Source organism: Flavobacterium artemisiae (assembly GCF_042678225.1).
GTDB lineage: Bacteria > Bacteroidota > Bacteroidia > Flavobacteriales > Flavobacteriaceae > Flavobacterium > Flavobacterium artemisiae.
The window spans coordinates 417,674-442,367 of sequence record NZ_JBHUDZ010000012.1 but is presented as its reverse complement, the minus strand read 5'-3'; the positions used below and the strand labels follow the sequence as shown (position 1 = coordinate 442,367).

The window sequence follows — 24,694 nt, the reverse complement described above, 5'->3', positions numbered from 1 at the left end:
ATTATGAATAAAACGGTAAAAATCATTATAGCTTTAATTGTTTGTTTAGCAGTCGGATATTCTGCGAGTTTGGTAACAAGACCGAGTGTAGAAAGTTGGTATCCAACGCTTATAAAACCCATTTTTAATCCGCCGAATTGGATTTTTATGCCAGTTTGGACATTGCTTTATATTTTAATGGCTGTTGCAGCGGGATTAGTTTGGGACAAAATAAATACTCAAAGCGAAAAAGTAAAAAAAGCGCTTTTATTCTTTTTAATTCAATTAATATTGAATGCCATTTGGTCGTATTTATTCTTCGGATTAAAAAATCCAATGCTGGCTTTAGTCGAAATTATTCTTTTATGGCTGATGATTTATGAGACCTATTTAAAATTCACTAAGATCAATAAAATTTCTGCTTATTTATTGATTCCCTATTTGGCTTGGGTTGCTTTTGCTGCGATTTTAAACGCCAGTATCTGGTGGTTGAATAAGTGATTTTTTGTTTCAAGTTTTAGGTTTATTTTGTTTCAAGTTTAATCAATACGTTTACTTTATGAATAGATTTAAGGTTTTTCTAATTGTTTTAGTTTTGATTTCGTCTAAAGGTTTTGCTTGTTTAAATTGGGACATTAAAAGATTAAAAAATAAAGTTGAAGTTTATCACGATCATAAAGAATATTATGTTCCCAGAGGGCATGAGTTTAAGATTAAAGATTTTCCAAGTTTAATTCTGGATCTTGAAAAAGGGTATGAAAAAACGAAAGATATCGATTATTTGTCTGATAAAGGCTATGTATTAATTATTCAGGGAAAATATGAAGAAGCACTAAAATTATATTTAGAGATTGAAAAAATCAAACCTAATAGATATTCAACAGCTTCAAATCTTGGAACTACTTATGAATTAATGGGCGAAAACGAAAAAGCTTATGAATGGATTAAAAAGTCAATTGAAATTAATCCAAAATCTCATGAAGAATCTGAATGGCTTCATCTTAAAATATTAGAAGCCAAGATTAAAAAAATTCAAAACCCAACTGGCGAGTTTTTTATTGGTACTAACTTTGGGTCAGAAGTTCTGCCAAAAACAAAGCTTTCTGATGAAGAATTAACAAAGTTGCAAGATGCCTTGTTTTTTCAGTTAAATGAAAGAATTTCGTTTATAAAACCAAAAGATAAAATTATTTCTGTTTTGCTTTTTGAATTAGGAAACATAACATTACTCAATGAAGCTATTTCTGATGAAGCTTCTGAAATATATGAACTCTCTAAGAAATATGGATTTCAAAATAATTTACTTAATGAAAGATTGATAATCTGTTACAAAAAGATGAATGAATTTTCTTTGAGAAATAACGAGGAATTGAATAAAATGGCTTCTCGTGAGCAAAATTTGAGTGATAAATTAATTAAAAAAGCAAGAAAGAACGATAATCATTTTGGAAAAACTATATTATTTTCTTTAGCAATTAATGTAATATTATTAATATGTTCAATTGTCTTTTTTATCAAATGGAGAAAATTAAAGAAAGCTGCTACAGCTTCTTAAACTCTTCATTTTTAGCATATAAAAAATCCATTATTTCCAAAACATTTGGATGTTCTAAAAGTAATTTTGAGTTAGGATCGGAATCACAGAAATTTATAAAAATCTCTTTTTCTTCGGGTTTAATTTTTAAATCTTTAGTAAAAAAATCTGGAGGACAAGAAGCGATTAAAAGTTTTTTAAAACGGTCGTCACGAGGCTCAATTTTTTTCTTGGGTTTATCAAAAATGGGGTAACTGAAATTTATGGCATTTTTTATTCTTCCATCATAAACATTAACCTTTGAAGCTACTTCATCAAATTGTTTACGATTTTTGATTTCATTTACAGCTTCTCGATTATTGGCAATATTTTGTATATTACTTTTATTAAAAACAGATCTAGAAACTACAACATTATCCAATTCCTCAGGTTTTAAAATCATTTTAATCACAATATTATTCTGGGCAATTTTTTCCTGCGTAATTTTCAGTCTTGTCATAAAGTAATCTTTATGAAAGAAAAAAAGGCTGTCTTTAGGATTTACAAGAATCGAAAATTCTCCTAATTCATTTGTTCTCGTACTTGTGAGAGCCGTTTTATTAATAACCTCGACACCTTTTAGGGCGAAGCTTTGGTCGATAACTTTTCCTTTTAATAATTTCTCGGTTTGAGAAATGCTGAGCTGATAGGTAAAAAATGAAATTGTGGTAAGTAATTTTACTCTCATAAAGGATTAATTTGCTGAAAGTAAAATTATTCGAATACTCTTAACGAAAACTTACAGATTCTGTAAATTCTTGTTAATTAATGATATTGAAAACCTTTCTAATTCTCCATTATTAAACAAAACAGGACCATGACCAAAACATAATATTTTTGGTTTTAAAGACGCTAATTTTAGGATTGATTTTCTATTGGTTTCTTGATCCGCAGTAAATATATGGGGCGGTTCATGTAAACCCACTTTTGTCGTTATTAAATTCATATTGGTCATGACATCTCCAACAATTAAAACGCCGTCTTTTTCCCTGAAAAAAGATAAATGACCACTGGAATGTCCAGGCGTTTCAACAACAATAAATCCGCCAATTTGATCGCCTTCTTTTAAAATTTGAGAAACAGAATGTCCTTTTCCTGCCCAGAAGTTTTTCTGAAATTTAGAAATAATATGATTTGGATTTGGATATTCTGTAACTACGTTTCCGTTTTCTGCGAATTCTTTTTCTGGTTCACTGCATAAAAGCGGAATACTACGTATTTCGCAAATCATTTTACTGCTTCCTTGATGATCTGCGTGTGCGTGTGTCAATGCGTGTTGGGTAACGTTTTTGCTTTTTAAAGCTTTTAAAATTGTATTTGCTGAACTTCTAATTCCGGCATCAATTAAAACATCTTCTATCAAATAACAATTTATGGCGTTTCTAGGAAATAACGGAATTTGGTAAACGTCTTGGGCAATATTCTTCATCTTTCAAATTTTGTTTTGACAAAGATTCGAATTCCCTTTTTCAATATACTTGATAAATGTTAAGAAATATTTTGACGGATTCTGCTCAACGATTCTGGGGTAATTCCTAGAAATGAAGCAATGTAAATTAAAGGCGTTCGCTGCACTATTTTGGCTGGAGCCGATGCTAAAAAAGTCTTGTATTTTTCTTTGGCCGGAATCATTTGTAGTTTCAAAACACGATCGGCCATACAAAGGTAATTCTGTTCGGCTAAAATTCTGCCTACACGTTCCCAATTTGGGATTTTATGATACAAAAACTGCATTTTTTCAAACGTAATCGAAAGTACTTCGCAGTCTTCAATACATTGAATACTTTCAAATGATTGCGTCTGATTAATAAAACTGGAATACGAAGCAATAAAACCATCGTCACAACTCAGATAAGTGATAATTTCTTTTCCGTCTTTTAAATAATAAACTCTCGCTAACCCATTTAGAATGAAGAAAATCTTACTGCTGATTTTCCCCATTTCAGATAAATAATCTTTAGAATCAAAATTTTCATATTCAAAACAAGACGCAATTTTCTCTAATTCATTTTCAGAAAAAGAGGCAATTGCGGTAATTTGTTTTTGTAATGAAGGATGCATTTACAGGATTGAAATTAATTCCGAAGCTTTATTAATAACCACTTTAGCACCGCTGTTTTTCAATTCTTCTTCAGTTCTATAACCCCAAGTTACGCCTACAGGAAACATATTGGCATTTGTTGCCGTTAACATATCAATATCTGAATCGCCGACAAATAGAATTTCTTCTGGGCTTAAATTCCATTTTTTACTAATCGCCAAAGCCTCAAACGGATTTGGCTTTTTAAGTTCTTCGGTGCTTAATCCGACAGCCGAATCAAAATGTTCAGGAAATATTTCTGAAACTATTTTCTTCGTCAATTCATCCGCTTTATTCGAAAAAACAGCCATTTTGATGTTCTCCAATGCAGGATTATTCAATAAATCTAAAATACCATCATAAGGTTTTGTTTTCAACGTGCAGATTTTGCGGTATTCGTTAATCATACATTCAAAACAAATTTCAATTTCTTTGTCTGAGTTATGAGCTGCTGGCAAAGCTTTGCTGACCAAATTGCGCAAACCGCTTCCTATGAAATATTGATACGTATCGTAAGTATGTGTTGGATGATTTAAACCAGTTAAAACAATATTCATCGCATCTGAAATATCGTGTAATGAATTAACCAATGTTCCGTCTAAATCAAAAATAATTCCTTTAAATTTCATTCTAATTAAATATTTTGAGCCAGAATAAACCCGCTTGTCCAAGCATTCTGAAAATTAAAACCTCCTGTAATGGCGTCGATATTAACAATTTCACCTGCAAAATAAAGATTCTCGTGAATCTTGCTTTCCATGGTTTTGAAATTGATTTCTTTTAAATCGATACCTCCGGCGGTTACAAACTCTTCTTTAAAAGTACTTTTTCCGTTTACCTGAAATTTGGCTTTTGTAAGCTGCAAAGCCAAATGCTGCAATTGATTTTTAGACAAATCTGCCCATTTCGTTTCTTCATTAATTTCTGAAGCCAAGACCAAACTTTCCCACAAACGGTTCGGAAAATCAAAAGGAGATTTTTTAGAAACTGCTTTTTTAGCGTGTTCTTGTTTTAAGTCTTTTAAGATTTTTTCGGCGTCTGCGGTATCAACATCATTCAACCAATTTACAAAAATCGTAAACTGATAATTTTTATCGTGTAAGATACGTGCACCCCAAGCCGAAAGTTTCAAAATTGCCGGTCCGCTCATTCCCCAATGTGTGATTAACAGCGGTCCAGTCGATTCTAATTTAGTATCTTTTACGTTTACGGTTACTTGTGCCGCAACGCCAGGTAATTCTTTTATACGAGAATCTTTTATATTAAATGTAAACAATGACGGAACTGGACTTACAATCGCATGCCCTTGCTCCTGAAGCATTTCCCAAATTTTTGGGTTACTTCCGGTTGCCATAATTAATTTTTCAGCAGCATAATTATCGGTTTGTGTATCAATTTTCCAATGATTTTCTTTTTTAAAAATCGATTGTACGCTTTGTCCTGTCAATACTTTTATGCCTAATTTCTCTGTCGCTTTTAAGAAACAATCAATTATGGTTTGTGACGAATTTGATACGGGAAACATTCTTCCGTCTTCTTCTATCTTTAACTCAACTCCATGTTTTTCAAACCATTCGATTGTATCTCCTGAACAAAATTGATGAAATGGTCCGCGAAGTTCTTTTTCGCCGCGCGGATAAAACTTTACTAATTCATTGGGTTCAAAACAAGCGTGGGTAACGTTGCATCTTCCTCCTCCAGAAACGCGGACTTTAGAAAGTACTTCTTTTCCTCTTTCTAAAATGGCAATTTTTAGTTTCGGATTTTTCTCTGCAATGTTAATCGCTGTAAAAAATCCTGCTGCGCCTCCACCAACGATTATTATGTCGAAATTTTTGATCATATTGTTTTATTTGCCACGAATTTCACGAATTGACGCGAATTTTTTTGTCTATATTTTTTATTTAAACACAAGTTTTCACGAATTGATTGTGGTATTTAAATTTGTGAAAATTTGTGGTTAAAAAAAATCCATTTTAATCTGTGGCCTATTTTATATTTTATCTGGATTATCTGAGATAATTCCGTCTACTTTGTAACTTTTTACATTTTGAATGTCTTCTTCGGAGTTTACCGTCCAAGGGAAAACCAGAAAACCTTTTTCCTGAATCTGCTTTACGTTTTCTTTATTCAACAACTGAAAATCAGGATGAATGGCGTATGCTTTTATATCTTCGGCGAAAGCCAAAGCTTCTTTAACATCTTCTTCGGTTAAAACGCCGATTAAAATTTTCGGATTTAGATTTTGAACTTCATTTAAGGCATTCCAATCAAAACTTGAAACGATAAAATGCTCGTAATTCCACCCTTTCTCAGAGATATATTCTTCAATTAAAGAAACCACTTGTTTTGAAGTATCTGCATTTTTTAGTTCAACATTAATGAAACATTTTTTGTCGACTAAATCAAAGACTTCATTTAGAGTCGGAATTTGGTATTTTTCTGCAACCAAAAATGATTTTAATTCGGCTAAAGTATAGGTGTTAATATCGCCTTTTCCGTTAGTCATTTTGTCGATGGTTTCGTCATGCATTACGATTATATGTCCGTCAACACTAAGGTGAACATCAAGTTCGATTCCATCAGAATGTAAGTCTAAGGCTTTCTGGAAAGCTTGCAGCGTATTTTCGGCTTCATATGCTTTGGCACCGCGGTGAGCTATTTTTAGCATTTTTCTTTGAATAAGTTTCAGAGATGCAAAGGTACAAAGGCTTAAAGAAACTGAAATGGGATTTTTAAAAAAATAAATAGCCACGAATTCAAGAATTTCTCTCTTCAAATGAGATCAAAATAATTCATGAATTCGTGGCTAAAAAACCTTGTTATTCAATTTTAAAGCGTCGCTTTCTGCTTTTCTACAAAACTGTTAGATTGAAGTTCCAGCAATTCTCTGGCATTTTTGCGTTGTAAATCGTATAAACTTCTATCTTCAGCAATATCTGCGTACACTCTATCGTGCATAGAAGCGCTGGTTCTTACTAATAATTCGCGTTGGTATTTATTTTGTTCCAAAGTCGCTTTCATTGCCGTTTCAGCTTCTTCTTGTTTGAAATCGTATTCCCCTTTTGGCGCTAATAATTTGGCTATAATTGGTGACGTTTCAATAGCAAGAAACAACAACATAATAAAGAAAGACGGGAGCCAAGGCAGTTTATTCAGCGCATTGATACGCGCCATTAATCCGTCAAAACCTTCAATAATTGGCTGTGTCTGCGTAACTTTTTTGTCTAAATCGGCTTGCAGTTGTTTGCCTGCTTTTTCTTTTTCGGCAATTTTTGCTTCGTTTGTGGTTTTTAAAGTTTCATATTCTTTAAGCGCAGCATCGTGCTTTTCGCGTTTTTCTTTGTAAACCGGCCCTTTCCCTAATCTCTTAGTTCCGGTAGTTCCTTCTGCTTCTGTAATATAGGTTGAATATAATGCGTTTACTTCTTTTTCTTTCTTTACAATATCTGCTTTTAGCGCCGCTATCTCGGCTTTATTTTTATCTAAATCGCTTTTGAAATAAGTTCCGATTTGTTTTTTATTCGCCAATTCCATTTCGTTTTTCTCTTTCAATAAAACGGTATTGATTTCTTTTTCGAAAATTTTAATTTCAAGAGGTTTCGAAATTACAATGGCAATGATAATCGCTAAAATAATACGAGGTGTTGCCTGCAGGAATTCATCCATAAAACGATCTCTCTTTTTAATCGTAGAAACGATAAATCGGTCCAGATTGAAAATAAGTAAACTCCAGACAAATCCAAAAGCTAAAGCAGGGTAAATAGAATCGAAAACGGTAAAAAGCGCATAAGCACTGGCCAAGAAAGCCATAACTGCTGTAAAGAAAACCGTGGCGCCAATACCAACATATTTGGTTTGTTCGCCTCCTGAACAGCTTTCGAGAAGATCTTTATCTGCTCCCGAACATAGGATAAAAAATTGTTTTAACATGATTGATGATTTTTGATTAATGATGATACGGCAAATTTAACGCCAAATTTTCAATTAGAATCAAAATATCATTTTCTTTTTCATTGTGAATCAATTATTTGATGTCTTTATGTTATTTAAAGATTAATAAAAATCATCTGTTGACGGTCAATCATAACACTATGTTAATTTTTTTTCAAGGCTTTATTAATACTGGGGCTTTAGCTTCGCAAACGAAAATCAAACTAAACACACACAATGAAAAAATTCTTTTTATTAACCGCATTCTTTTTATTCGCCTTTACAGGTTTTGCTCAGAAGGCCATAATATCTGGAAAGATATTAGATGCCGATGACAAATTGCCACTTCCTGGAGCTATGGTTCAAATTGTAGGCGAGAAAAAATACACCGTTTCTGACTACAACGGTCGTTTTGAATTATTAAATATTAATGAAGGAACTTACCAAGTTGAAGTAAAATATATTGGATACACTACTTTAACACAAGAAATAAAAGTTGAATCAGGAAAAAACAACGTAATTGATTTTTCTCTTAAAGCTTCTGAAAATGAATTGAAAGAGGTTATTGTTGGAGATATCTTAAAAGGTCAAGCAAAAGCACTGAATCAGCAGAAAAACAATAAAAATATCGGAAATGTAATTTCATCAGATCAAATGGGTCGTTTTCCAGATGCTAACGTGGGAGACGCTCTTAAACGTGTTCCTGGTATCACGATGCAGAATGACCAAGGTGAAGCCCGTAATATTATTATCAGAGGTTTGGCTCCGTCATTGAACTCTGTAACTTTAAATGGAGACAGAATTCCGTCTGCTGAAGGAGACAATAGAAACGTACAAATGGACTTAATTCCGTCTGATATGATTTCGACAATCGAAGTAAACAAAACCCTGACTTCAGACATGGATGCTGATGCAATTGGAGGTTCTGTAAATTTAATTACAAGAGCAACTCCAAACGGAGAAAGAATTTCTGCAACTCTTGCAGGAGGTTATTTACCAATTCGTGACCACGCATCTTATACTGCTGGTTTCGTTTATGGTAATCGTTTTGCTAACGATAAATTAGGAGTAGTTTTCAGCGGTTCTTATAATAATGTAGATTACGGTTCTGATAACATCGAAAACGAATGGGTAAAAGATGATTTTGGAAATGAATATCTTCAAGCTTCAGAAATCAGAAAGTATGATGTACAGCGTATTCGCCGAAGCGCATCTGTAGCTTTAGATTATAAATTCAACGAAAACAATACGATTTTTGCTAATGCTATTTACAACTGGAGAGACGATAGAGAAAACCGTTTTAGAACTACAATTGACGATATCGAACCTCTTTATAATGGTGAAGAAATTATTGGTTTTGAAGGTCGTGTAAAACGTCAGACAAAAGGTGGTGTTGATAACAGCCGAAATAAAAACAGAAGATTAGAAGATCAAAGAGTTCAGAATTATTCGCTTCGCGGAGAGCACTTGATTAATTCTACTTTAGACTTAGATTGGTCTGCCAACTATGCAAAAGCAAGAGAATACCGTCCGGGTGAGCGTTATATCGAATACCGTCAGAAAGGCCTTGATGTATTTGAAAACTTAACAGATACAAGATTTCCTTTAGTTACAACAGCTGGAGAAGCTCTTGATCAATTTGAATTTGACTCAGTTACTGAAAACACAGACGAAACTAGCGAAAGTGAATTTGGTGCAAAAGTAAATATCCGTTTTCCTTTCTCTGTAATTGCAGGAGAAAAAGGAAGATTGAGAACTGGTCTTAGACTTCGTTTAAAAGAAAAAGAAAGAAACAATATGTTCTATTCTTATTCTCCTCTTAATGCTGGAATGGATTTATTATCTGAAGTTCCAACAAGTTATTATGATGGTCAAGGATTTAATCCGGGAAGTAAATATGTACCAGGAACTTTTGCTTCTGCTGCTTATTTAGGAGGATTAGATTTGAACAATGCTTCTTTATTCGAAAAAGAATCAGATCCAGCAGAATATTTAGCGGTAAACTACAACGCAAAAGAAAGAATTACTGCTGCGTATGTAAGATGGGATCAGGATTTTAATGATAAACTTTCTATGGTTTTAGGTTTCCGTGTTGAAAATACGCATATTGATTATACTGGAAACAGAGTTTTGGATGAAGAAGAATTAGAAAGCAAAATCAACAATACAAACTCTTATACGAACTTACTGCCGAGTATTTCATTTCAATACAATGCTACAAAAGATTTGATTTTAAGAGCTGCAGCGACAACAGCTTTAGCAAGACCAAACTATTACGCATTGGCTCCTTATGTAAACAACATTGCTGCTGACAAAGAAATTACAGCTGGAAATCCAGGTCTTAAAGCTACATATGCATACAACTATGATTTGATGGTAGAGAACTATTTCAAATCTGTTGGTTTGATTTCTGGAGGTGTTTTCTACAAAAGATTAAATGATTTCATTTACAACTACAGCGACAATCAATATACTGATGCGAAATTTGCTGCAGATTTCCCAAATCAATCAAACCCAATTCCAGCTGGAGAAAACTGGTCATTTTTACAATCAAGAAACGGGGACAATGTTAATGTTTACGGATTTGAGGTTGCTTTACAGCGTCAGTTGGATTTCTTACCTGGTAAATTCTTAAAAGGTTTTGGTATTTACTTAAACTATACTTACACGAAATCTAAAGCAAACGGAATTGCTGATGAGGATGGAAACGAAAGAAAAAATATTAGTCTTCCAGGTACTGCACCGCACATGTTCAATGGATCTTTATCTTGGGAAAACAAACGTTTCTCTGCGAGAGTTTCAACCAACTTTACTTCTGATTATTTAGATGAATTAGGTTCTGAATCTTACAAAGACAGCTACTATGACAAGCAGTTTTTCTTAGATGCGAATGCTTCTTATAAAATCACAAAACAATTACGTGTTTTTGCAGAAGCGAATAACTTGACAAATCAGCCGTTACGTTATTACCAAGGTGTTGAAGGACATACAAAACAAGCAGAATATTACCAAGCACGTTTCAATCTTGGGTTGAAATTAGACTTGTAAAATATAATTTTTTAAAATTCTTACATTAGACAGAGTTTTATCGCTCTGTCTAATTGCATTAAAATATATTTATCAAATGAAAAATAAATCTATACTATCATTTTTACTTTTAAGCGTTTTATTTACCGCTTGTAAAGATGATAAATTAGCTCCGATTCAACCGAATGCTTTAAAACCGACAGCGGTTACAGAAGCTTTGCCTCACGACACAGACGATCCATCTATCTGGATTCACCCAACAGATGCTTCTAAAAGTATTATTGTTGGAACAGATAAAGATACAGACGGCGGTTTGTATGCTTTTGATTTGAATGGAAAAATCCTTAAAAAATCGATTGTTCTAAAAAGACCAAACAACGTCGATATCGCTTACGGATTGGTTATTGACGGAAAAAAAGTTGACGTTGCGGTTACAACTGAAAGAGAAGAAAATAAGATCCGAATTTTTAGTTTACCAGATTTAGAACCTATTGATAACGGTGGTATTCCTGTTTTTGAAGGCGAAGCACAACGCGATCCTATGGGAGTTGCACTCTACACTCGCCCAGCTGACGGGAAGATTTTTGCTATTGTAGGAAGAAAAACGGGACCTTCTGGAAGTTATTTATGGCAATATGAACTTTCTGGAAATGGAAAATTCGCTGCAGCAAAAGTAGTTCGCAAATTTGGAGCTTACAGCGGTAAAAAAGAAATCGAAGCGATTGCAGTTGACAACGAATTGGGAACGGTTTTATATTGCGACGAACAATTCGGAATCAGAAAATATAAAGCTGATCCGTCTTTAAACGATAATAAAGAATTGGCTCTTTTTGGGCAAAAAGATTTTAAAGCAGATAATGAAGGAATCGCTATTTACAAGAAAACAGATTCTACCGGATATATTTTAGTTTCCAACCAACAGGCAAACACTTTTATGGTTTATCCGAGAGAAGGAGCAAAAGGAAATCCGAACAGTTATCCTTTATTGGCAGAAATTCCAACATCTACTATCGAATGTGATGGTGCAGATGTTACAAGCATAAACTTAGGTCCAAAATACAAAAACGGACTTTTCGTAGCCATGAGCAACGGAATGACTTTCCACTATTATGCGTGGGATTTAATCCAAAAACGTATTGACGAAGCAAAGAAATAATACCATTGATACATATATTTTAGTACAATGATTTCTGGTATAAAGATTCAGTGTTGATTTGAAATTGCAGTTTTTCAGTCCTTTCCTTTAAACTGTACTGAAAACTGCGTTTCAATGATTTTTCTAACGCAAAGAAAAAAACGCCAAGATTCGCAAAGCTTAAAAATAAAACTTTGCGAATCTTGGCGTAAATCTTTGTGAATCTTTGCCGTAAAATTTAACCTTAAGTAACAAAAACAAAAAAAGCTGTTCATAACGAACAGCTTTTTTATTTTGAATCAATAATTCCTTTTATTCTGTAATTGGCGCTCCCGCTAAAATTTCAGCGTTAGCAAACTCTTCAAATTTGGCAAAATTAGCTTTGAATTTCTGAGCTAATTCGATTGCTTTTTTATCGTATAAATCTTTGTCTTCCCAAGTATTTCGAGGATTCAAAATTTCTTCTGGAACATTCGGGCAAGATTGTGGTTTTGAAATTCCGAATATAGTGTGATTTTTATATTCTACATTATCCAATTCTCCTTTAAGAGCAGCGGTAATCATCGCTCGAGTATATTTTAGCTTCATACGGCTTCCTGTTCCGTAAGGACCTCCCGTCCAGCCTGTATTGATTAACCAAACTTTTACTCCTGCATCTTTCATTTTTTTGCTCAACATTTCCGCATAACGTGTTGGGTGCAAAGGCATAAATGGTGCTCCAAAACAAGCAGAGAAATTAGGCTGAGGTTCAGTAACTCCCGCTTCTGTTCCAGCAACTTTTGCAGTATATCCAGAAATAAAGTGGTAAGCCGCCTGACCTGGAGTTAATCTTGAGATTGGAGGCAAAATTCCGAAAGAATCTGCCGTTAAGAAAAATATATTTTTAGGATTGTGTCCAACCAAACCTGGCTGTACATTATCAATATGTGTTATTGGGTAACTTACACGAGTGTTTTGAGTGATCGAAACATCATCAAAATCCACTTCATTAGTTCCAGCTTTAAAAACTACATTTTCTAAAAGCGCACCTTTTTTGATCGCTCTAAAAATGTCTGGTTCATTTTCTTCTGTTAAGTTGATTACTTTAGCATAACAACCACCTTCGAAGTTGAAAACTGTATTTTCGTTTGTCCATCCGTGTTCATCGTCTCCGATTAATTTACGTTCTGGATCTGCTGATAAGGTTGTTTTTCCTGTTCCAGACAATCCGAAGAAGATTGCTGTATCTCCTGCTTCACCAACATTGGCGCTGCAGTGCATTGGAAGTGTATTTTTGAAAACTGGAAGAATGAAATTCAAAGCAGAGAAAATTCCTTTTTTCATTTCTCCTGTGTAACCAGTTCCGCCGATAAGAGCGATTTTTTTAGTAAAATCTAAAATAGCAAAATTAGACTGGCGTGTTCCGTCTACAGCAGGATCTGCCATAAAACTTGGTGCGCAAACTACTGTCCATTCTGGAGTAAAATTAGCTAATTCTGATTCTTCTGGACGAAGAAACATATTGTAACAGAATAGATTTGACCATGCCGTTTCTGTTACTACACGAACATTTAATCTGTAATTTGGATCAGAACATACGTATGAATCGCGAACAAAAACTTCTTTGTTAGATAAAAACGCTGTTACTTTATTATATAGCTTTTCAAAAGCTGAAGGTTCAAACGGAATATTAACATTTCCCCACCAAACTTGATCTTTAGTAATATCATCTTTTACGATAAAACGATCTTGTGGAGAACGACCTGTAAATTCACCTGTATTAATTGCCAACGCTCCAGTAGAATTTTCAACACCTTGCCCTGACTGCAAAGTGATAGCATGTAATTCATCTGCAGTTAATTGATAACGAACTTTTGCATTTTCAATTCCTAATTCTTTTAACGAAATCGATTGCGCGAAAACTGTGTTAGTGTCCATAAATTTTTAAGTTGTGTGTGATACTTAAGAGAATGCAAAATTACAGATTAATTTTTATTTCTTTCAAAAAAGCCAATTTCACTTTAATTTATATGAAAAAAGAGAAATTTTGTTCTTAAAATTATAAAAACAAAAAAATAATCGCTTCTAATTTGTTTTATTACACCTCTTTATATGAATTTGTTATATTATTCTTGATTTTCAATATAAAATACAAAAAATTCACATAAATAAAGTTATATGTTATTTATGAGACAAAATTAAAGATTAATTTTTAGATAGAATTTTTTATTCGGTATTTTATGATTTTCTCCTCAAAATCGTAAGGAATAATACCGCCCAAGCAATAATTAATAAGAATCCGCCCAAAGGTGTTGCGAATACGATAATTTTAAAATCAAAAACTGTCAGGCTTTTTGTAGCCAATAAATAGATTGATCCGCTAAAAAGTAAAACTCCTGCCACAACCAAATTATAGATTGTTTTTAAAGTTTTTTCGGCAATCTCTTTTCGTGTAGAAAGAAAAAGAAGAAACAGTGCATGGTACATTTGATATCGAACTCCAACTTCAAAGGTATTCAGTTCATCAACAGTAAGATATTTTTTTAGCAAATGTGCTCCAAAAGCACCTAAAATAATAGCGATCATTCCAACCAAAGCTCCCGTTAATACGATTCTTCTTTTCATAATTTATTTCTTTTGAAATTTGACACAAAAATACTTCAAACGAACCGAAAAATCGTTTCTCTTTTACAATTATTTAGAATAAAAACAGCTTATTTTTTTAGCTGCAGTCAAAAAATAAATTCAATTTTATTTAAATAAAATTGTTACATATATAACATTTAAATATATTTGTGTTAAATATTTAAAGCATGAGAAACGTTTTAATACTTGGAGCAGGAAGATCTGCATCGTCTTTGATTCGATATTTATTAGCAAAATCTGCTGAAGAAAACCTGCATTTAACTGTAGCGGACCTTTCTTTAGAATTAGCTTCAAAAAAGACACAAGAACATCCGAATGCTACGCCGATTTCTTTAGATATTTTTAATGATTCACAAAGGCAAGAAGCAATTTCTAAAGCTTCTATTGTAATCTCAATGCTTCCTGCACATCTTCATATCGAAGTTGCAAAAGATTGTCTGTATTTCAAGAAACATTTAGTCACCGCTTCTTATATAAGTGATGCCATGCAGGCGCTGGATGAAGAAGCCAAAAAGAACAATCTGATTTTTATGAACGAAATCGGACTTGATCCCGGCATCGACCATATGAGCGCCATGAAAGTTATTGACGAAATTAGAGCTAAAGGCGGTAAAATGCTTTTATTCGAATCTTTCTGCGGTGGATTGGTAGCCCCAGAATCTGACAATAATTTATGGAATTACAAATTTACTTGGGCGCCTCGAAATGTAGTTTTAGCAGGACAAGGCGGTGCAGCCAAATTTATTCAGGAAGGTACTTATAAATATATTCCGTACAGCGCTTTGTTTAGAAGAACGGAGTTTCTAGAAGTCGAAGGTTATGGAAAGTTTGAAGCCTATTCTAACCGCGATTCTTTAAAATACAGATCGGTTTATGGTTTAGACAATGTTCTTACTTTATATAGAGGAACAATTCGACGAGTTGGTTTTTCGCGAGCATGGAATATGTTTGTACAACTCGGAATGACTGATGACAGTTACATCATGGAAGATTCTGAAAATATGAGTTACCGTCAGTTTGTGAATTCGTTTCTGCCTTATCACCCAACAGATTCTGTAGAAATTAAAACGCGTCTGATTTTAAAAATCGATCAGGACGATATTATGTGGGACAAACTTTTGGAACTGGATTTATTTAACCCAAACAAAAAAGTCAATCTGCCAAATGCAACTCCTGCACAGATTCTCCAAAAGATATTATCCGACAGCTGGAGTTTAGAACCAAATGACAAAGACATGATTGTTATGTATCATAAATTTGGTTACGAAATGAATGGCAAAAAAGAGCAAATTGATTCTAAAATGGTCTGCATTGGCGACGACCAAACGTATACTGCAATGGCCAAAACTGTTGGTCTTCCGGTTGCGATTGCAACTTTATTAATCTTGAATGGAAAGATAAAAACTCCAGGCGTTCAGCTTCCGATTAAAAAGGAAGTTTACGAACCTATTTTAAAAGAATTAGAAGAATACGGAGTTGTTTTTAACGAACAAATCGTCCCGTATTTTGGATATAACCCCGACTTATTTTAGTCTGGACAATTATTTTTTTTAGAATTTTTTTTATTAGTTTTTTAATTTTATCCGCTTCTCTGAACTAGAAGCGGATTTTTTTTATCTAAAGGGACAAAGGTGCAAAGTTTCGGAGTAACAAAGGTTTTAATTCTTTGTCAATCAACTTTGACAAGTAAAAAAACTCTGTCTCTTTATAACTTTGGACCTTTGTACCTCAAAAAAACCTATTTTGCTGACTGAATGAGAATTGGCAGATTATAAAGAACACGAACTGGTTTTCCTTCCTGAGTAGCCGGAATCCATTTTGGTGAAAGCTTTAGAATACGAATCGCCTCATTTCCTATTCCATAAACATCTCCTTTGGTGGCTTTAAACTCAGACAAACTTCCATCTTTTTCAACCATAAACTCCATATAAATCTTTACATCAACTTTATTTTTTGAAGCTTCTTCAGGAATTTTAAAGTTTTCTCCCACGAATTTATAAAACTCCTGGATCCCGCCTGGATATTGAGGTTCATTTACACTTTCAGTATCATAATTTACCGAAAATCCATTTTTCATCATAGGAGTACTATTTGCTGATTGAGCAGTTGTTTTTTCACTAAAAACCAACAACATAATTCCACAAAAAATAAAAACACCACAAATTTTAAATGTAGATTTCACTAGAGATTCTTTTTTTGACATCATAAGAAAACGCTTTTTAGTTATTAAATAATTGATATTACTTGCCAAAGCAACAGTACCTTTATTTGAAGCAAAATGCAGCAGTAGGTTTTGATAATTAGATACTTCCTTAAACTGATTATTCACCGCTTCGTCTGCCAAAAATTCGTGATTCAGTTTTATGGCTTTTTCAAAAAAAACAATAAGCGGATTGAACCAGAAAATGATTTGCAAAATCTCAACAAAAAGAATATCCAGCGAATGTCTCTGTACCAAATGCGCTTTCTCGTGCGCAATTAATTCGGTCGGAATTCTTCCGTTTTCAAAATCTTCTTTATTAATAAAAATAGCATTCCAAAAAGAAAATGGTAAAATGGTATTTTTCACCAAAACGACTTTCTTGTTTTCAATAATTTGAGATTTATTATTTTTTGAAATCCTATAAATAGCATACAGATTTTTAAAAAATCGTACCGTCAAAATAATTGCTACAATCGCATAAACTAAAACTACTCCAAACCAGAAAATCTGATTAAAATTTACTGAATCAGAAACGGCTGTACTGGTTCGAATAACAATTCCGTCGAGCTGCATTACGCTTATTTTATCTGAAAATAAAGATTGAACTGAGAACAATTGCAACGGAATAACAAGACTAAAAATCAAACTTCCTAATAAATAAGCTCGATTGAAACGAAACATTTTTTCGTTTTCTAACATTATTTTATAAACTGCATAAAAACCAAAAAGCAGTATTCCTGATTTTAACAAATAGTCTATCATTTTTTCTTTTTTTGAAGTTGCGAATCAATAATCTTTTTAAGTTCTTCTAATTCTGAAGTAGACAAATTCGTTTCTGTCGTAAAAAACGAAGCAAACTGAGAAGCCGAATTATTAAAGAAATTACTAATCAAACCTTTTACATGTTTTGAGAAATAATCTGTTTTTTTGACTAACGGATAATATTCTCTAGAATTTCCGAATTCGTTATAAGCTACAAATTTCTTGTCGATCATTCTTTTTAATAAAGTCGCGACTGTTGTTGTTGCGGGTTTCGGCTCTGGATAAGCTTCGAGCAAATCTTTCATAAAAGCTTTTTCAAGCTTCCATAAATGTTCCATTAATTGTTCTTCTGAGTTTGATAATTGCATTTTTCTTTAAGATTCTGAGGTTCTAAGAGTCTAAGGTACTGAGTTTTTCTTTATTGCTTTTTTTTATTAATTAATTCTATCAATTCTGGTAATTCTTTTTTATACTCTTCTACATTCCAGACTATATTCGACTTTAAAGCAACATCTGAGAGAGGCCCTAATCCAACTTCTGCTCTTCGTTTATCAACATTGTCAGGGTCTTCTAGCGGTGCAATGAAATTCTTTTTGGTCGAAGGATTAGTATAAATCTGACTTCCGTAAATCTGCTTACCTCCTTCTCGCAACGCAACACGATCTTCAAGATAAGCCAAATTAGCTGGTTTTGCATTTCCTTTTTTCACAGCCTCTCGCATCATTGGCAGATATTTTTGCTGATATACCAAATCGGCGTGCTGAATAACCAGGTACAACGTCTGACTCGCTTCTGCGCCTACAACATCTGAACCGATCCAGCCTTTTTCGTCCAGGATTTTCATCACTTTAATAAGATTGATACTGTCTTTAAACTGCATCACTTTACCAATGCTATCAACCTTTTTATTTACTGTTAAGCCATTTGCTTTATAAACCCGCATAAACTCTTGGCGAATTCCTTGATCTTCGGTGTAAATTGCCAAAAGTTCTTTTTGCAAAGGCTTATCATAATTAACCTCCAAAACATCCAGTTTTTTCTGCAAATGATCAATCGTTTTTTTCCATTGTTTATCTGAATGCAAAGATTTTAGATCCCAATCAAACTGAAGATATGCAATACTTTTGTAACCGTTATCAATAGCTAGATTCAACCATTTAAAAGCTTTTTTCTTTTCGCTTGACATAGACGCAGAACAACTAGCTTTGTACAAATGCGCAGCCGATTTCTGTTCTATTTTAAAAGCTTTTTCATAATAGTCAACAGACGTTTTATAGTTTTCCTTAGCATAACAAGAATCTGCTTTGCGAATCCATTCTTTATAATTCTGAGCTGGAGATAAAAAGCAATTCATTACAATAAAAAAGAAAGTAATTGTTTTTTTCATGGTCTTAGGTTACTGATTTATTTTATACTTTGTTCTGAGATTAATTCACCTTTGTCGTAATTTTTAATTTCAGTTAATTTCCCGTTATTGGAATAAAATCTCCATTCTCCAAAATAAAACCAATGTGTTTCAACTGAATTGGTTTCTAACTTCGTTTTTCCTTTAGATTCTAATTTTCCGTTTTCATAATAACTTTTTACAACACAAATTCCGTTTCTATATTTCTCTGTTTTGTAGATTTTTCCATTGATATACGATTTCCATTTCTTTACAGGAATATCGTTTTTATAATATTCATACGATTTGTAATCTGTGCCGTCTTGTGAATAGGAATCAATCCAAACACCTTCTTTTTTCTTGTCTATTTTCTGATTAATCGGTTTGCTTTTGCAACTCAAAAATATCAACCCACAAAACAATAGTAAAAAAAGATTTTTGAAATTCATTTGCTCTACAATTATAGATTCGTTTCTACAAATGTAGAGTTAAATTTCAAACGAACAAGTTTTTTCTTATTTTTTTACTTTAATAATCGTGAGGTTCTTAAAATCCCGAATGCGTTAGGGATAGAAGCGGCATCCTTTTTATTTTTTCTTTAAAAATAAAAAGATACAGCGGATAGCCCGGCCGGAGGCAACGCCCAAATCCATTTTAGATTTCAAATTTCAACCAAATTCAAAAAAAATCCGCTCATTGCTGAACGGATTATATCATTTTAAAATCTTTACTAAATTAATTTTTTGATTGAATGGTAAAAGGCAGACTGTAAGCTGTATTTACCGCCGTCCCATCTTTAAGTTTTCCTGGAGACCATTTTTTAAGTAATTTTAAGCATCGAATAGCTTCTTCGCCTGTACCATAGCCGATATCTTTTAAAATTCTGGTATCTCCTATCGAACCATCTTTTTGAATTATAAAACCAATAACAAGCTCTCCTTTCAATCCCTCTTTTTCAGGGCTTTTGAAATGCTTTGAAACCTCTTTATAAAAATTTTGCAAGCCTCCTGGATAAGCTGGTTTTTCGAACACTTCGTTAAGAGAATATATTTCTTCAAGCGGTCCGGTAGCAACAATATTAATTGGCAAAGAATACAAAACGCGAACCGTTTCTCCTTTGCTCTTTCCAGGAATCCATTTAGGAGAAATTTGAAGCACTCTGATTGCTTCTGTTCCTGTACCGTAACCAATGTCTTTCAACACTCTTATCTCACCTAAAGATCCGTCTTTTTCGACTATAAATGTGGCGTAAACTTTACCCGCTAGTCCCTGAACTTTTGGTGTTTGATAATTTGCTCCTATGAATTTATAAAATTCATTAATACCGCCTGGAAAAGTAGGCAATTCGTCCAATTCAGACATTTCTTTATAGTCTTTACTTGTTGGAAAAGTTTTTGTCTGAGCTTTAATTTCAAAAGAAATGAAACAGATAAATAAAGAAAAGATAGTTAAAAGTTTTTTTTGCATTCTCACGGTTAGTTAGTTCTTGGTTTGATAAATAGATTGCAATTTTAACAAATAAAACAATACAAAAGCTATTTATTTCTGTTTGGAAATGAAAAAAATGCAGCAAAAAACTTTGACAAACTTCAAAACAAAAACTTAGTGTCTTCTTGGCAAAAACTCAAAAAAAATCCGCTCATTGCTGAACGGATTTATATGAAGTCAACTTTATCAAAATTTGATTTTTTCCAGAAACGGATATTTATTTCGGTTTTTCTAATTTGATAGGGATTACAGATTTCACCCTAACGGGAATACCTTTCTCATAACCTGGAATCCATTTAGGGCAGTTTTTTAAAATCCGAATAAGTTCTTTTTCGGCGATATTTCCCAGGTCGTTTTTTATGATCTCAATATCAGACACTGAACCATCTGTTTCAATTATAAAAAATGCCTTTATTTCACCATATAATTCATTTTCATGACGCTTAAAATTATATCCAATATATTTGTAAAAGTTGTTTACACCACCCTCAAATTCAGGTTTTACTTCAACTTCATTGAACAATTTAAAATTTGGACCCTCTTTAACTATTTTTTTTTGAACTGATGCTTGTGAAAATCCATAATTAACAAAAGCAATTATAATAAAAACAATTACTCTTTGACTAAATTTAGCTATGGGTCTGAAACATACATTCATATTTATACAAAAGCTCTTTGCGTTTAAAACTATTTAGAAAGCTCCACAAAATACTTGTAAAACAAAGGAATAGTCTCAATACCTTTCAAGTAATTGAAAATTCCGAAATGTTCGTTTGGAGAGTGAATCGCATCGCTGTCTAAACCAAATCCCATTAAGATAGTTTTGCTTTTTAATTCTTTTTCGAACAAAGCTACAATCGGAATACTTCCTCCTGAACGAACAGGAATTGCAGGAACTCCAAACGTTTCTGTATATGCTTTGTTGGCAGCTTGATATCCGATGCTGTCAATTGGCGTTACATAACCTTGACCACCGTGGTGAGGTGTTACTTTTACCGTAACTCCAGCCGGAGCAATGCTTGTAAAATGTTTTGTAAAAAGTTCTGTAATCTCTTCCCATTCCTGATTTGGAACTAAACGCATTGAGATTTTAGCAAAAGCTTTGCTTGCAATAACCGTTTTAGCACCTTCTCCTGTGTAACCGCCCCAGATTCCGTTTACGTCTAATGTCGGACGGATTGAGTTTCTTTCGTTGGTTACATAACCTTTTTCACCGTAAACATCAGCGATGTTCAAAGCATTTTTATATCTTTCTAAGCTAAAAGGCGCTTTTGCCATTTCGGCTCTTTCTTCTGCAGATAATTCCTGAACTTTATCGTAGAATCCCGGAATTGTAATATGATTGTTTTCGTCATGAAGCGAAGCAATCATTTTTGCCAAAATATTAATTGGGTTCGCTACTGCTCCACCGTACAATCCTGAATGCAAATCACGGTTCGGACCTGTAACTTCTACCTCAACATAACTCAAACCTCTTAAACCTGTCGTAATAGACGGCTGTTGGTTTGAAATCATTCCAGTATCTGAAATTAAGATTACGTCGTTTTTAAGTTTTTCCTGATTACGCTCTACGAACCAAGCCAAACTTGCAGAACCTACTTCTTCTTCTCCTTCGATCATGAATTTTACGTTGCACGGAAGCTCGTTGTTCTGAACCATATATTCTAATGCTTTTACGTGCATGAACATTTGTCCTTTGTCATCACAAGCACCGCGCGCGAAGATGGCGCCGTCTGGGTGAATGTCTGTGGTTTTAATTACTGGTTCAAATGGCGGCGAAGTCCATAATTCTAGTGGATCTGGCGGTTGAACATCATAGTGTCCGTAAACTAAAACCGTTGGAAGATTTGGATCTATTATTTTTTCTCCGTAGATAATTGGGTAACCTGGAGTGTCGCAAGTTTCGACATAATCGCAGCCTGCTTTTGTTAAACTTTCCTTAACAGCTTCGGCTGTATCAATAACATCTTGAGAATATGCAGTGTCGGCACTTACCGACGGAATTTTTAATAATTCGATCAACTCATTGATAAAGCGATCTTTATGTTGTTGAACGTAAGCTTTAATGTTTTCCATTTAAATTATTTTTATAGAAAACCAAAAGTACAAAAAAGAGAATTAAAAAAAATTTTCAAAAAACGCTTTGATAATTCAAAAGTATGCCTATCTTTGCACCCACAATTCCGCGGATATGGTGAAATTGGTAGACATGCCAGACTTAGGATCTGGTGCCGCAAGGCGTGTAGGTTCGAGTCCTATTATCCGCACCAAAAAAAGCTTCTGAATATTTTTCAGAAGCTTTTTTGTTTTTGGAGTAAATCTTAAATCATAACAATATTACTAAATAAACATCCAAATAATAAGTACAATTATTATTGAAACAAATACAACAACACTATGATTCTGTTGATCTTTTGATTTGTCATTATTACACCAATGACAAACTTTACCGCTGAACGGCGTATCTTTTCTGCAGTTACTACATCTCATTTCTTTTAATTTATTGATTAATAATAACAAAACTAGTTTTAACAAATTAGTTTGTTTTACGGTTTTCCATACTGCCTTTCCTTAGAATGACAACCGCTTCGGGAAATTTATCCTATTTTCATCTTGACGAAAGAAGATTCCCAGCATCACCAATCGTTTGTACACATGAAAAAAATCGCGGAAATCACTCGGAATTTTTTGTCGGTTTTGCTGTTTGGTTTCTCCTTTCGTCGAAATGAACTTTTAACCTAATTTTATTTCAAACATAGCCCGTGGTTTCAACCACGGGAGACATAGATTGTCGACAATGATTGCGTTCCAATGGTTGAAACCATTGGCTATATTTCGAAATCTAATTGACTATCCGCTCTGTTTTGTCATTTCGAGGAACGAGAAATCTCCGCGAGAAGCTCGATAAAGATTGGACTTTCGTTGTGGAGTTACTTGTGAAGATTCCTCGTTCCTCGGAATGACAAACGTGGCAAAAAATCTATCTTATTTTCAAATTGACGAAAGAAGATTCCCAGCATCACCAACGCGTTGTCAAACTATGGAAAAATCGCGGAAATCACTCGGAATTTTTTGTCGGTTTCGCTGTTTGGTTTCTCCTTTCGTCGAAATGAACTGTGCTTAAAACACAATTTCTTTATTTAACCTCTAAATAAGGATGCAAGATTTCGGCTAACTCATTTAGCCAATAAAAACCTTTTTTTAAGTTTTCTTTCTGTGCATAAACAGTTTCTTCTTCCATCACCAAACTCAAAGCAATTATATAATGCAATTGCCTTATCGCTTTTGCCAAATCTTTGGGGTCAACAACATCATTAAAAAAATCCAACAGTCTTTTCTCTGTTTCTTTTGAAATACTTTCTGTAACCATTATCTTATTTTTTATTTGAGGCAAATATAATAATTTGTAGGCATGTATGCTATCGAAAGAGAAATAAATCTTTCCACTTTTGAAATATGAATATTTCAGAAGAAACTTATATCATAAATCTTGGAATTCACATTAGACAGTTACGTGAAAAAAAAGACTTATCACAGCAAGATTTAGCTGATGATTCTGGTATGACTAAATCTCAAATAGCAAGAATAGAAACTGCTAAAATTAATACCTCCGTAAAAACTCTAGTAAAAATTGCCAAAGGTTTGGATATTGAACCTAAAGAGTTGTTGAATTTTTCTGTGAAGTAAAATGGGGAAATTCAAAATACAAAAACTTCCTAAAAAATTTCGCTTTTTATTCACTTTAAAAGAGATAAAAGAAATCGAAATTTTTGCTGGAATAAAGTTTAGTTCGATAACCAACGGAAACTTAATAAACTCAAAAACATTTCTTGCTGATCAATATATTCAAAGCAGTTTTCGAGGTTTTTCAATCCAAGCTAGTAAATCAGAATCAGATTGGAAGTTTAGCCTCCATCAAGGCGGATTTAGAGAAGAATTATTACCTATCGAACATGAAAAAGAATTAAAAACAGTATTGTCAGAAAAAATAAAACATTACTTAAATCAAATATACTATTCTACAGAGACCGATTGTTATAATCATCCTCAACTTTGGGCATTTATTATGATAATAGAAAATAAAGCTACTGTTTCCTGGAAAGAATTTAAATGATGAAAAATCTCAAAAATCTTGATTTAACGCAGAAAATTGCTATTGCAATTCCGACATTATTTTTTCTAAGTTGTATCACAAAAAGGTTTATAGAAAGATTTCGATTTTCAACCGATTTTCGCTGGATCTATGAATACGGAAGTTTTGGCACTTTACTTTTGTGCATCTTTCTTGTTATTTTTTCTTTTGCTAATTCTATTTTACTGCTTCGAGATTTAAAAACAAAATGGCTTGAAAAGACTTTGTGGCTTCTACTGAGTTCTTCTGTTTTTCTTTTAGTTACAGTTTTAATGTTAATAGTAATGTTTAAAGATTTTGGCTAAAGCAATTTCCTTTCAATTCAAAAAACCTCCAGCTAAAGCAGGAGGCAATTGATCTCGTTTGTCATTTC

Annotated in this window: 25 protein-coding genes and 1 tRNA gene; 9 read left to right on the top strand and 17 right to left on the bottom strand. The window is 33.3% G+C overall.

Annotated features, from left to right (window positions below; all coding sequences use genetic code 11):
• The first annotated feature begins 3 nt into the window (after positions 1-3).
• Complete coding sequence (locus tag ACFSC2_RS12630; RefSeq protein ID WP_379815078.1) at positions 4-480, top strand: TspO/MBR family protein; 477 nt, start codon at positions 4-6, stop codon at positions 478-480.
• 58 nt (positions 481-538) lie between these two features.
• Positions 539-1,534, top strand: a complete 996-nt coding sequence (locus tag ACFSC2_RS12625) for a tetratricopeptide repeat protein (RefSeq protein WP_379815079.1) — start codon at positions 539-541, stop codon at positions 1,532-1,534.
• On the opposite strand, the gene ACFSC2_RS12620 is transcribed toward ACFSC2_RS12625, so the two are convergent.
• The 7 genes from ACFSC2_RS12620 to ACFSC2_RS12590 all read right to left on the bottom strand — a co-directional run bounded on the left by ACFSC2_RS12620 (position 1,521) and on the right by ACFSC2_RS12590 (position 7,565).
• Positions 1,521-2,240 carry a hypothetical protein gene (locus ACFSC2_RS12620; protein ID WP_379815080.1) on the bottom strand — a complete coding sequence of 240 codons (720 nt, stop codon included), beginning with the start codon at positions 2,238-2,240 and terminating at the stop codon, positions 1,521-1,523. The two genes, ACFSC2_RS12625 and ACFSC2_RS12620, sit on opposite strands and share 14 nt — an antisense overlap.
• A gap of 51 nt (positions 2,241-2,291) precedes the next feature.
• Positions 2,292-2,981, bottom strand: coding sequence for an MBL fold metallo-hydrolase (locus ACFSC2_RS12615; protein WP_379815081.1), 690 nt, complete (start codon positions 2,979-2,981; stop codon positions 2,292-2,294).
• 59 nt (positions 2,982-3,040) lie between these two features.
• A complete protein-coding gene (locus ACFSC2_RS12610; protein WP_379815082.1) occupies positions 3,041-3,613 on the bottom strand; it encodes a Crp/Fnr family transcriptional regulator in 573 nt (190 codons plus the stop codon).
• Positions 3,614-4,261 (bottom strand): HAD family hydrolase, encoded by a 648-nt coding sequence (locus ACFSC2_RS12605; RefSeq protein WP_379815083.1) that lies wholly within the window; start codon positions 4,259-4,261, stop codon positions 3,614-3,616.
• A gap of 5 nt (positions 4,262-4,266) precedes the next feature.
• Entirely contained in the window at positions 4,267-5,475 is a 1,209-nt protein-coding gene (locus ACFSC2_RS12600) for a BaiN/RdsA family NAD(P)/FAD-dependent oxidoreductase (RefSeq protein ID WP_379815084.1), read from the bottom strand.
• Positions 5,476-5,625: 150 nt separating this feature from the next.
• The gene (locus tag ACFSC2_RS12595) at positions 5,626-6,303 is read right to left on the bottom strand and encodes a glycerophosphodiester phosphodiesterase (RefSeq protein WP_379815085.1); all 678 of its coding nucleotides are present in this window, start codon (positions 6,301-6,303) and stop codon (positions 5,626-5,628) included.
• Positions 6,304-6,464: 161 nt separating this feature from the next.
• Positions 6,465-7,565 carry a DUF4407 domain-containing protein gene (locus ACFSC2_RS12590; protein ID WP_379815086.1) on the bottom strand — a complete coding sequence of 367 codons (1,101 nt, stop codon included), beginning with the start codon at positions 7,563-7,565 and terminating at the stop codon, positions 6,465-6,467.
• 237 nt (positions 7,566-7,802) lie between these two features.
• On the opposite strand from ACFSC2_RS12590, the gene ACFSC2_RS12585 reads away from it, so the two are divergent.
• Both ACFSC2_RS12585 and ACFSC2_RS12580 read left to right on the top strand, forming a co-directional pair.
• The gene (locus ACFSC2_RS12585) at positions 7,803-10,613 is read left to right on the top strand and encodes a TonB-dependent receptor (RefSeq protein WP_379815087.1); all 2,811 of its coding nucleotides are present in this window, start codon (positions 7,803-7,805) and stop codon (positions 10,611-10,613) included.
• Positions 10,614-10,689: 76 nt separating this feature from the next.
• Positions 10,690-11,748: a phytase gene (locus tag ACFSC2_RS12580; RefSeq protein WP_379815089.1), complete on the top strand. Its 1,059-nt coding sequence runs from the start codon at positions 10,690-10,692 to the stop codon at positions 11,746-11,748.
• A 291-nt stretch (positions 11,749-12,039) separates the two neighbouring features.
• Here ACFSC2_RS12580 and pckA read toward each other — a convergent pair whose 3' ends face one another.
• Together pckA and ACFSC2_RS12570 are read right to left on the bottom strand one after the other, a co-directional pair.
• Positions 12,040-13,644 (bottom strand): phosphoenolpyruvate carboxykinase (ATP), encoded by a 1,605-nt coding sequence (pckA, locus tag ACFSC2_RS12575; protein ID WP_379815090.1) that lies wholly within the window; start codon positions 13,642-13,644, stop codon positions 12,040-12,042.
• Positions 13,645-13,944: 300 nt separating this feature from the next.
• The gene (locus ACFSC2_RS12570) at positions 13,945-14,331 is read right to left on the bottom strand and encodes a DUF423 domain-containing protein (protein WP_379815091.1); all 387 of its coding nucleotides are present in this window, start codon (positions 14,329-14,331) and stop codon (positions 13,945-13,947) included.
• Between the two features lie 188 nt (positions 14,332-14,519).
• Between ACFSC2_RS12570 and ACFSC2_RS12565 the strand changes: the two genes are divergently transcribed.
• Positions 14,520-15,884, top strand: a complete 1,365-nt coding sequence (locus tag ACFSC2_RS12565) for a saccharopine dehydrogenase family protein (RefSeq protein ID WP_379815092.1) — start codon at positions 14,520-14,522, stop codon at positions 15,882-15,884.
• 206 nt (positions 15,885-16,090) lie between these two features.
• On the opposite strand, the gene ACFSC2_RS12560 is transcribed toward ACFSC2_RS12565, so the two are convergent.
• The 7 genes from ACFSC2_RS12560 to ACFSC2_RS12530 form a co-directional block, all read right to left on the bottom strand.
• Positions 16,091-17,317 (bottom strand): M56 family metallopeptidase, encoded by a 1,227-nt coding sequence (locus ACFSC2_RS12560; RefSeq protein ID WP_379815093.1) that lies wholly within the window; start codon positions 17,315-17,317, stop codon positions 16,091-16,093.
• Positions 17,314-17,685: a BlaI/MecI/CopY family transcriptional regulator gene (locus ACFSC2_RS12555; RefSeq protein ID WP_379815094.1), complete on the bottom strand. Its 372-nt coding sequence runs from the start codon at positions 17,683-17,685 to the stop codon at positions 17,314-17,316. Before ACFSC2_RS12555 ends, ACFSC2_RS12560 begins: the two co-directional genes overlap by 4 nt.
• 50 nt (positions 17,686-17,735) lie before the next feature.
• Positions 17,736-18,704: a DUF6624 domain-containing protein gene (locus ACFSC2_RS12550; RefSeq protein WP_379815095.1), complete on the bottom strand. Its 969-nt coding sequence runs from the start codon at positions 18,702-18,704 to the stop codon at positions 17,736-17,738.
• Between the two features lie 17 nt (positions 18,705-18,721).
• The gene (locus ACFSC2_RS12545; protein ID WP_379815096.1) at positions 18,722-19,102 is read right to left on the bottom strand and encodes a toxin-antitoxin system YwqK family antitoxin; all 381 of its coding nucleotides are present in this window, start codon (positions 19,100-19,102) and stop codon (positions 18,722-18,724) included.
• Between the two features lie 334 nt (positions 19,103-19,436).
• Positions 19,437-20,168, bottom strand: a complete 732-nt coding sequence (locus ACFSC2_RS12540; protein WP_379815097.1) for an energy transducer TonB — start codon at positions 20,166-20,168, stop codon at positions 19,437-19,439.
• Between the two features lie 238 nt (positions 20,169-20,406).
• A complete protein-coding gene (locus ACFSC2_RS12535) occupies positions 20,407-20,847 on the bottom strand; it encodes an energy transducer TonB (RefSeq protein WP_379815098.1) in 441 nt (146 codons plus the stop codon).
• Positions 20,848-20,876: 29 nt separating this feature from the next.
• The gene (locus tag ACFSC2_RS12530; protein ID WP_379815099.1) at positions 20,877-22,265 is read right to left on the bottom strand and encodes a dipeptidase; all 1,389 of its coding nucleotides are present in this window, start codon (positions 22,263-22,265) and stop codon (positions 20,877-20,879) included.
• Positions 22,266-22,374: 109 nt separating this feature from the next.
• Between ACFSC2_RS12530 and ACFSC2_RS12525 the strand changes: the two genes are divergently transcribed.
• A tRNA-Leu gene (locus ACFSC2_RS12525) sits at positions 22,375-22,459 on the top strand.
• A gap of 866 nt (positions 22,460-23,325) precedes the next feature.
• Here ACFSC2_RS12525 and ACFSC2_RS12520 read toward each other — a convergent pair.
• The gene (locus ACFSC2_RS12520) at positions 23,326-23,559 is read right to left on the bottom strand and encodes a hypothetical protein (RefSeq protein WP_379815100.1); all 234 of its coding nucleotides are present in this window, start codon (positions 23,557-23,559) and stop codon (positions 23,326-23,328) included.
• Between the two features lie 86 nt (positions 23,560-23,645).
• Between ACFSC2_RS12520 and ACFSC2_RS12515 the strand changes: the two genes are divergently transcribed.
• From ACFSC2_RS12515 to ACFSC2_RS12505, 3 genes are read left to right on the top strand one after another with little or no spacing between them, the layout of a single operon-like run.
• Positions 23,646-23,876, top strand: a complete 231-nt coding sequence (locus ACFSC2_RS12515; protein ID WP_379815101.1) for a helix-turn-helix domain-containing protein — start codon at positions 23,646-23,648, stop codon at positions 23,874-23,876.
• Position 23,877: 1 nt separating this feature from the next.
• A complete protein-coding gene (locus ACFSC2_RS12510) occupies positions 23,878-24,303 on the top strand; it encodes a hypothetical protein (RefSeq protein ID WP_379815103.1) in 426 nt (141 codons plus the stop codon).
• Positions 24,303-24,626, top strand: a complete 324-nt coding sequence (locus ACFSC2_RS12505) for a hypothetical protein (RefSeq protein ID WP_379815104.1) — start codon at positions 24,303-24,305, stop codon at positions 24,624-24,626. The genes ACFSC2_RS12510 and ACFSC2_RS12505 overlap by 1 nt, the downstream gene beginning before the upstream one ends.
• Positions 24,627-24,694 lie beyond the last annotated feature (68 nt).

What these genes read in the sequence shown, in the direction of transcription:
- ACFSC2_RS12630 (WP_379815078.1), top strand. Translation starts at nt 4, where the DNA reads ATGAATAAAACGGTAAAAATCATTATAGCTTTAATTGTTTGTTTAGCA.
- ACFSC2_RS12625 (WP_379815079.1), top strand. Translation starts at nt 539, where the DNA reads ATGAATAGATTTAAGGTTTTTCTAATTGTTTTAGTTTTGATTTCGTCT.
- ACFSC2_RS12620 (WP_379815080.1), bottom strand. Translation starts at nt 2,240, where the DNA reads ATGAGAGTAAAATTACTTACCACAATTTCATTTTTTACCTATCAGCTC.
- ACFSC2_RS12615 (WP_379815081.1), bottom strand. Translation starts at nt 2,981, where the DNA reads ATGAAGAATATTGCCCAAGACGTTTACCAAATTCCGTTATTTCCTAGA.
- ACFSC2_RS12610 (WP_379815082.1), bottom strand. Translation starts at nt 3,613, where the DNA reads ATGCATCCTTCATTACAAAAACAAATTACCGCAATTGCCTCTTTTTCT.
- ACFSC2_RS12605 (WP_379815083.1), bottom strand. Translation starts at nt 4,261, where the DNA reads ATGAAATTTAAAGGAATTATTTTTGATTTAGACGGAACATTGGTTAAT.
- ACFSC2_RS12600 (WP_379815084.1), bottom strand. Translation starts at nt 5,475, where the DNA reads ATGATCAAAAATTTCGACATAATAATCGTTGGTGGAGGCGCAGCAGGA.
- ACFSC2_RS12595 (WP_379815085.1), bottom strand. Translation starts at nt 6,303, where the DNA reads ATGCTAAAAATAGCTCACCGCGGTGCCAAAGCATATGAAGCCGAAAAT.
- ACFSC2_RS12590 (WP_379815086.1), bottom strand. Translation starts at nt 7,565, where the DNA reads ATGTTAAAACAATTTTTTATCCTATGTTCGGGAGCAGATAAAGATCTT.
- ACFSC2_RS12585 (WP_379815087.1), top strand. Translation starts at nt 7,803, where the DNA reads ATGAAAAAATTCTTTTTATTAACCGCATTCTTTTTATTCGCCTTTACA.
- ACFSC2_RS12580 (WP_379815089.1), top strand. Translation starts at nt 10,690, where the DNA reads ATGAAAAATAAATCTATACTATCATTTTTACTTTTAAGCGTTTTATTT.
- pckA (WP_379815090.1), bottom strand. Translation starts at nt 13,644, where the DNA reads ATGGACACTAACACAGTTTTCGCGCAATCGATTTCGTTAAAAGAATTA.
- ACFSC2_RS12570 (WP_379815091.1), bottom strand. Translation starts at nt 14,331, where the DNA reads ATGAAAAGAAGAATCGTATTAACGGGAGCTTTGGTTGGAATGATCGCT.
- ACFSC2_RS12565 (WP_379815092.1), top strand. Translation starts at nt 14,520, where the DNA reads ATGAGAAACGTTTTAATACTTGGAGCAGGAAGATCTGCATCGTCTTTG.
- ACFSC2_RS12560 (WP_379815093.1), bottom strand. Translation starts at nt 17,317, where the DNA reads ATGATAGACTATTTGTTAAAATCAGGAATACTGCTTTTTGGTTTTTAT.
- ACFSC2_RS12555 (WP_379815094.1), bottom strand. Translation starts at nt 17,685, where the DNA reads ATGCAATTATCAAACTCAGAAGAACAATTAATGGAACATTTATGGAAG.
- ACFSC2_RS12550 (WP_379815095.1), bottom strand. Translation starts at nt 18,704, where the DNA reads ATGAAAAAAACAATTACTTTCTTTTTTATTGTAATGAATTGCTTTTTA.
- ACFSC2_RS12540 (WP_379815097.1), bottom strand. Translation starts at nt 20,168, where the DNA reads ATGCAAAAAAAACTTTTAACTATCTTTTCTTTATTTATCTGTTTCATT.
- ACFSC2_RS12535 (WP_379815098.1), bottom strand. Translation starts at nt 20,847, where the DNA reads ATGAATGTATGTTTCAGACCCATAGCTAAATTTAGTCAAAGAGTAATT.
- ACFSC2_RS12530 (WP_379815099.1), bottom strand. Translation starts at nt 22,265, where the DNA reads ATGGAAAACATTAAAGCTTACGTTCAACAACATAAAGATCGCTTTATC.
- ACFSC2_RS12520 (WP_379815100.1), bottom strand. Translation starts at nt 23,559, where the DNA reads ATGGTTACAGAAAGTATTTCAAAAGAAACAGAGAAAAGACTGTTGGAT.
- ACFSC2_RS12515 (WP_379815101.1), top strand. Translation starts at nt 23,646, where the DNA reads ATGAATATTTCAGAAGAAACTTATATCATAAATCTTGGAATTCACATT.
- ACFSC2_RS12510 (WP_379815103.1), top strand. Translation starts at nt 23,878, where the DNA reads ATGGGGAAATTCAAAATACAAAAACTTCCTAAAAAATTTCGCTTTTTA.
- ACFSC2_RS12505 (WP_379815104.1), top strand. Translation starts at nt 24,303, where the DNA reads ATGAAAAATCTCAAAAATCTTGATTTAACGCAGAAAATTGCTATTGCA.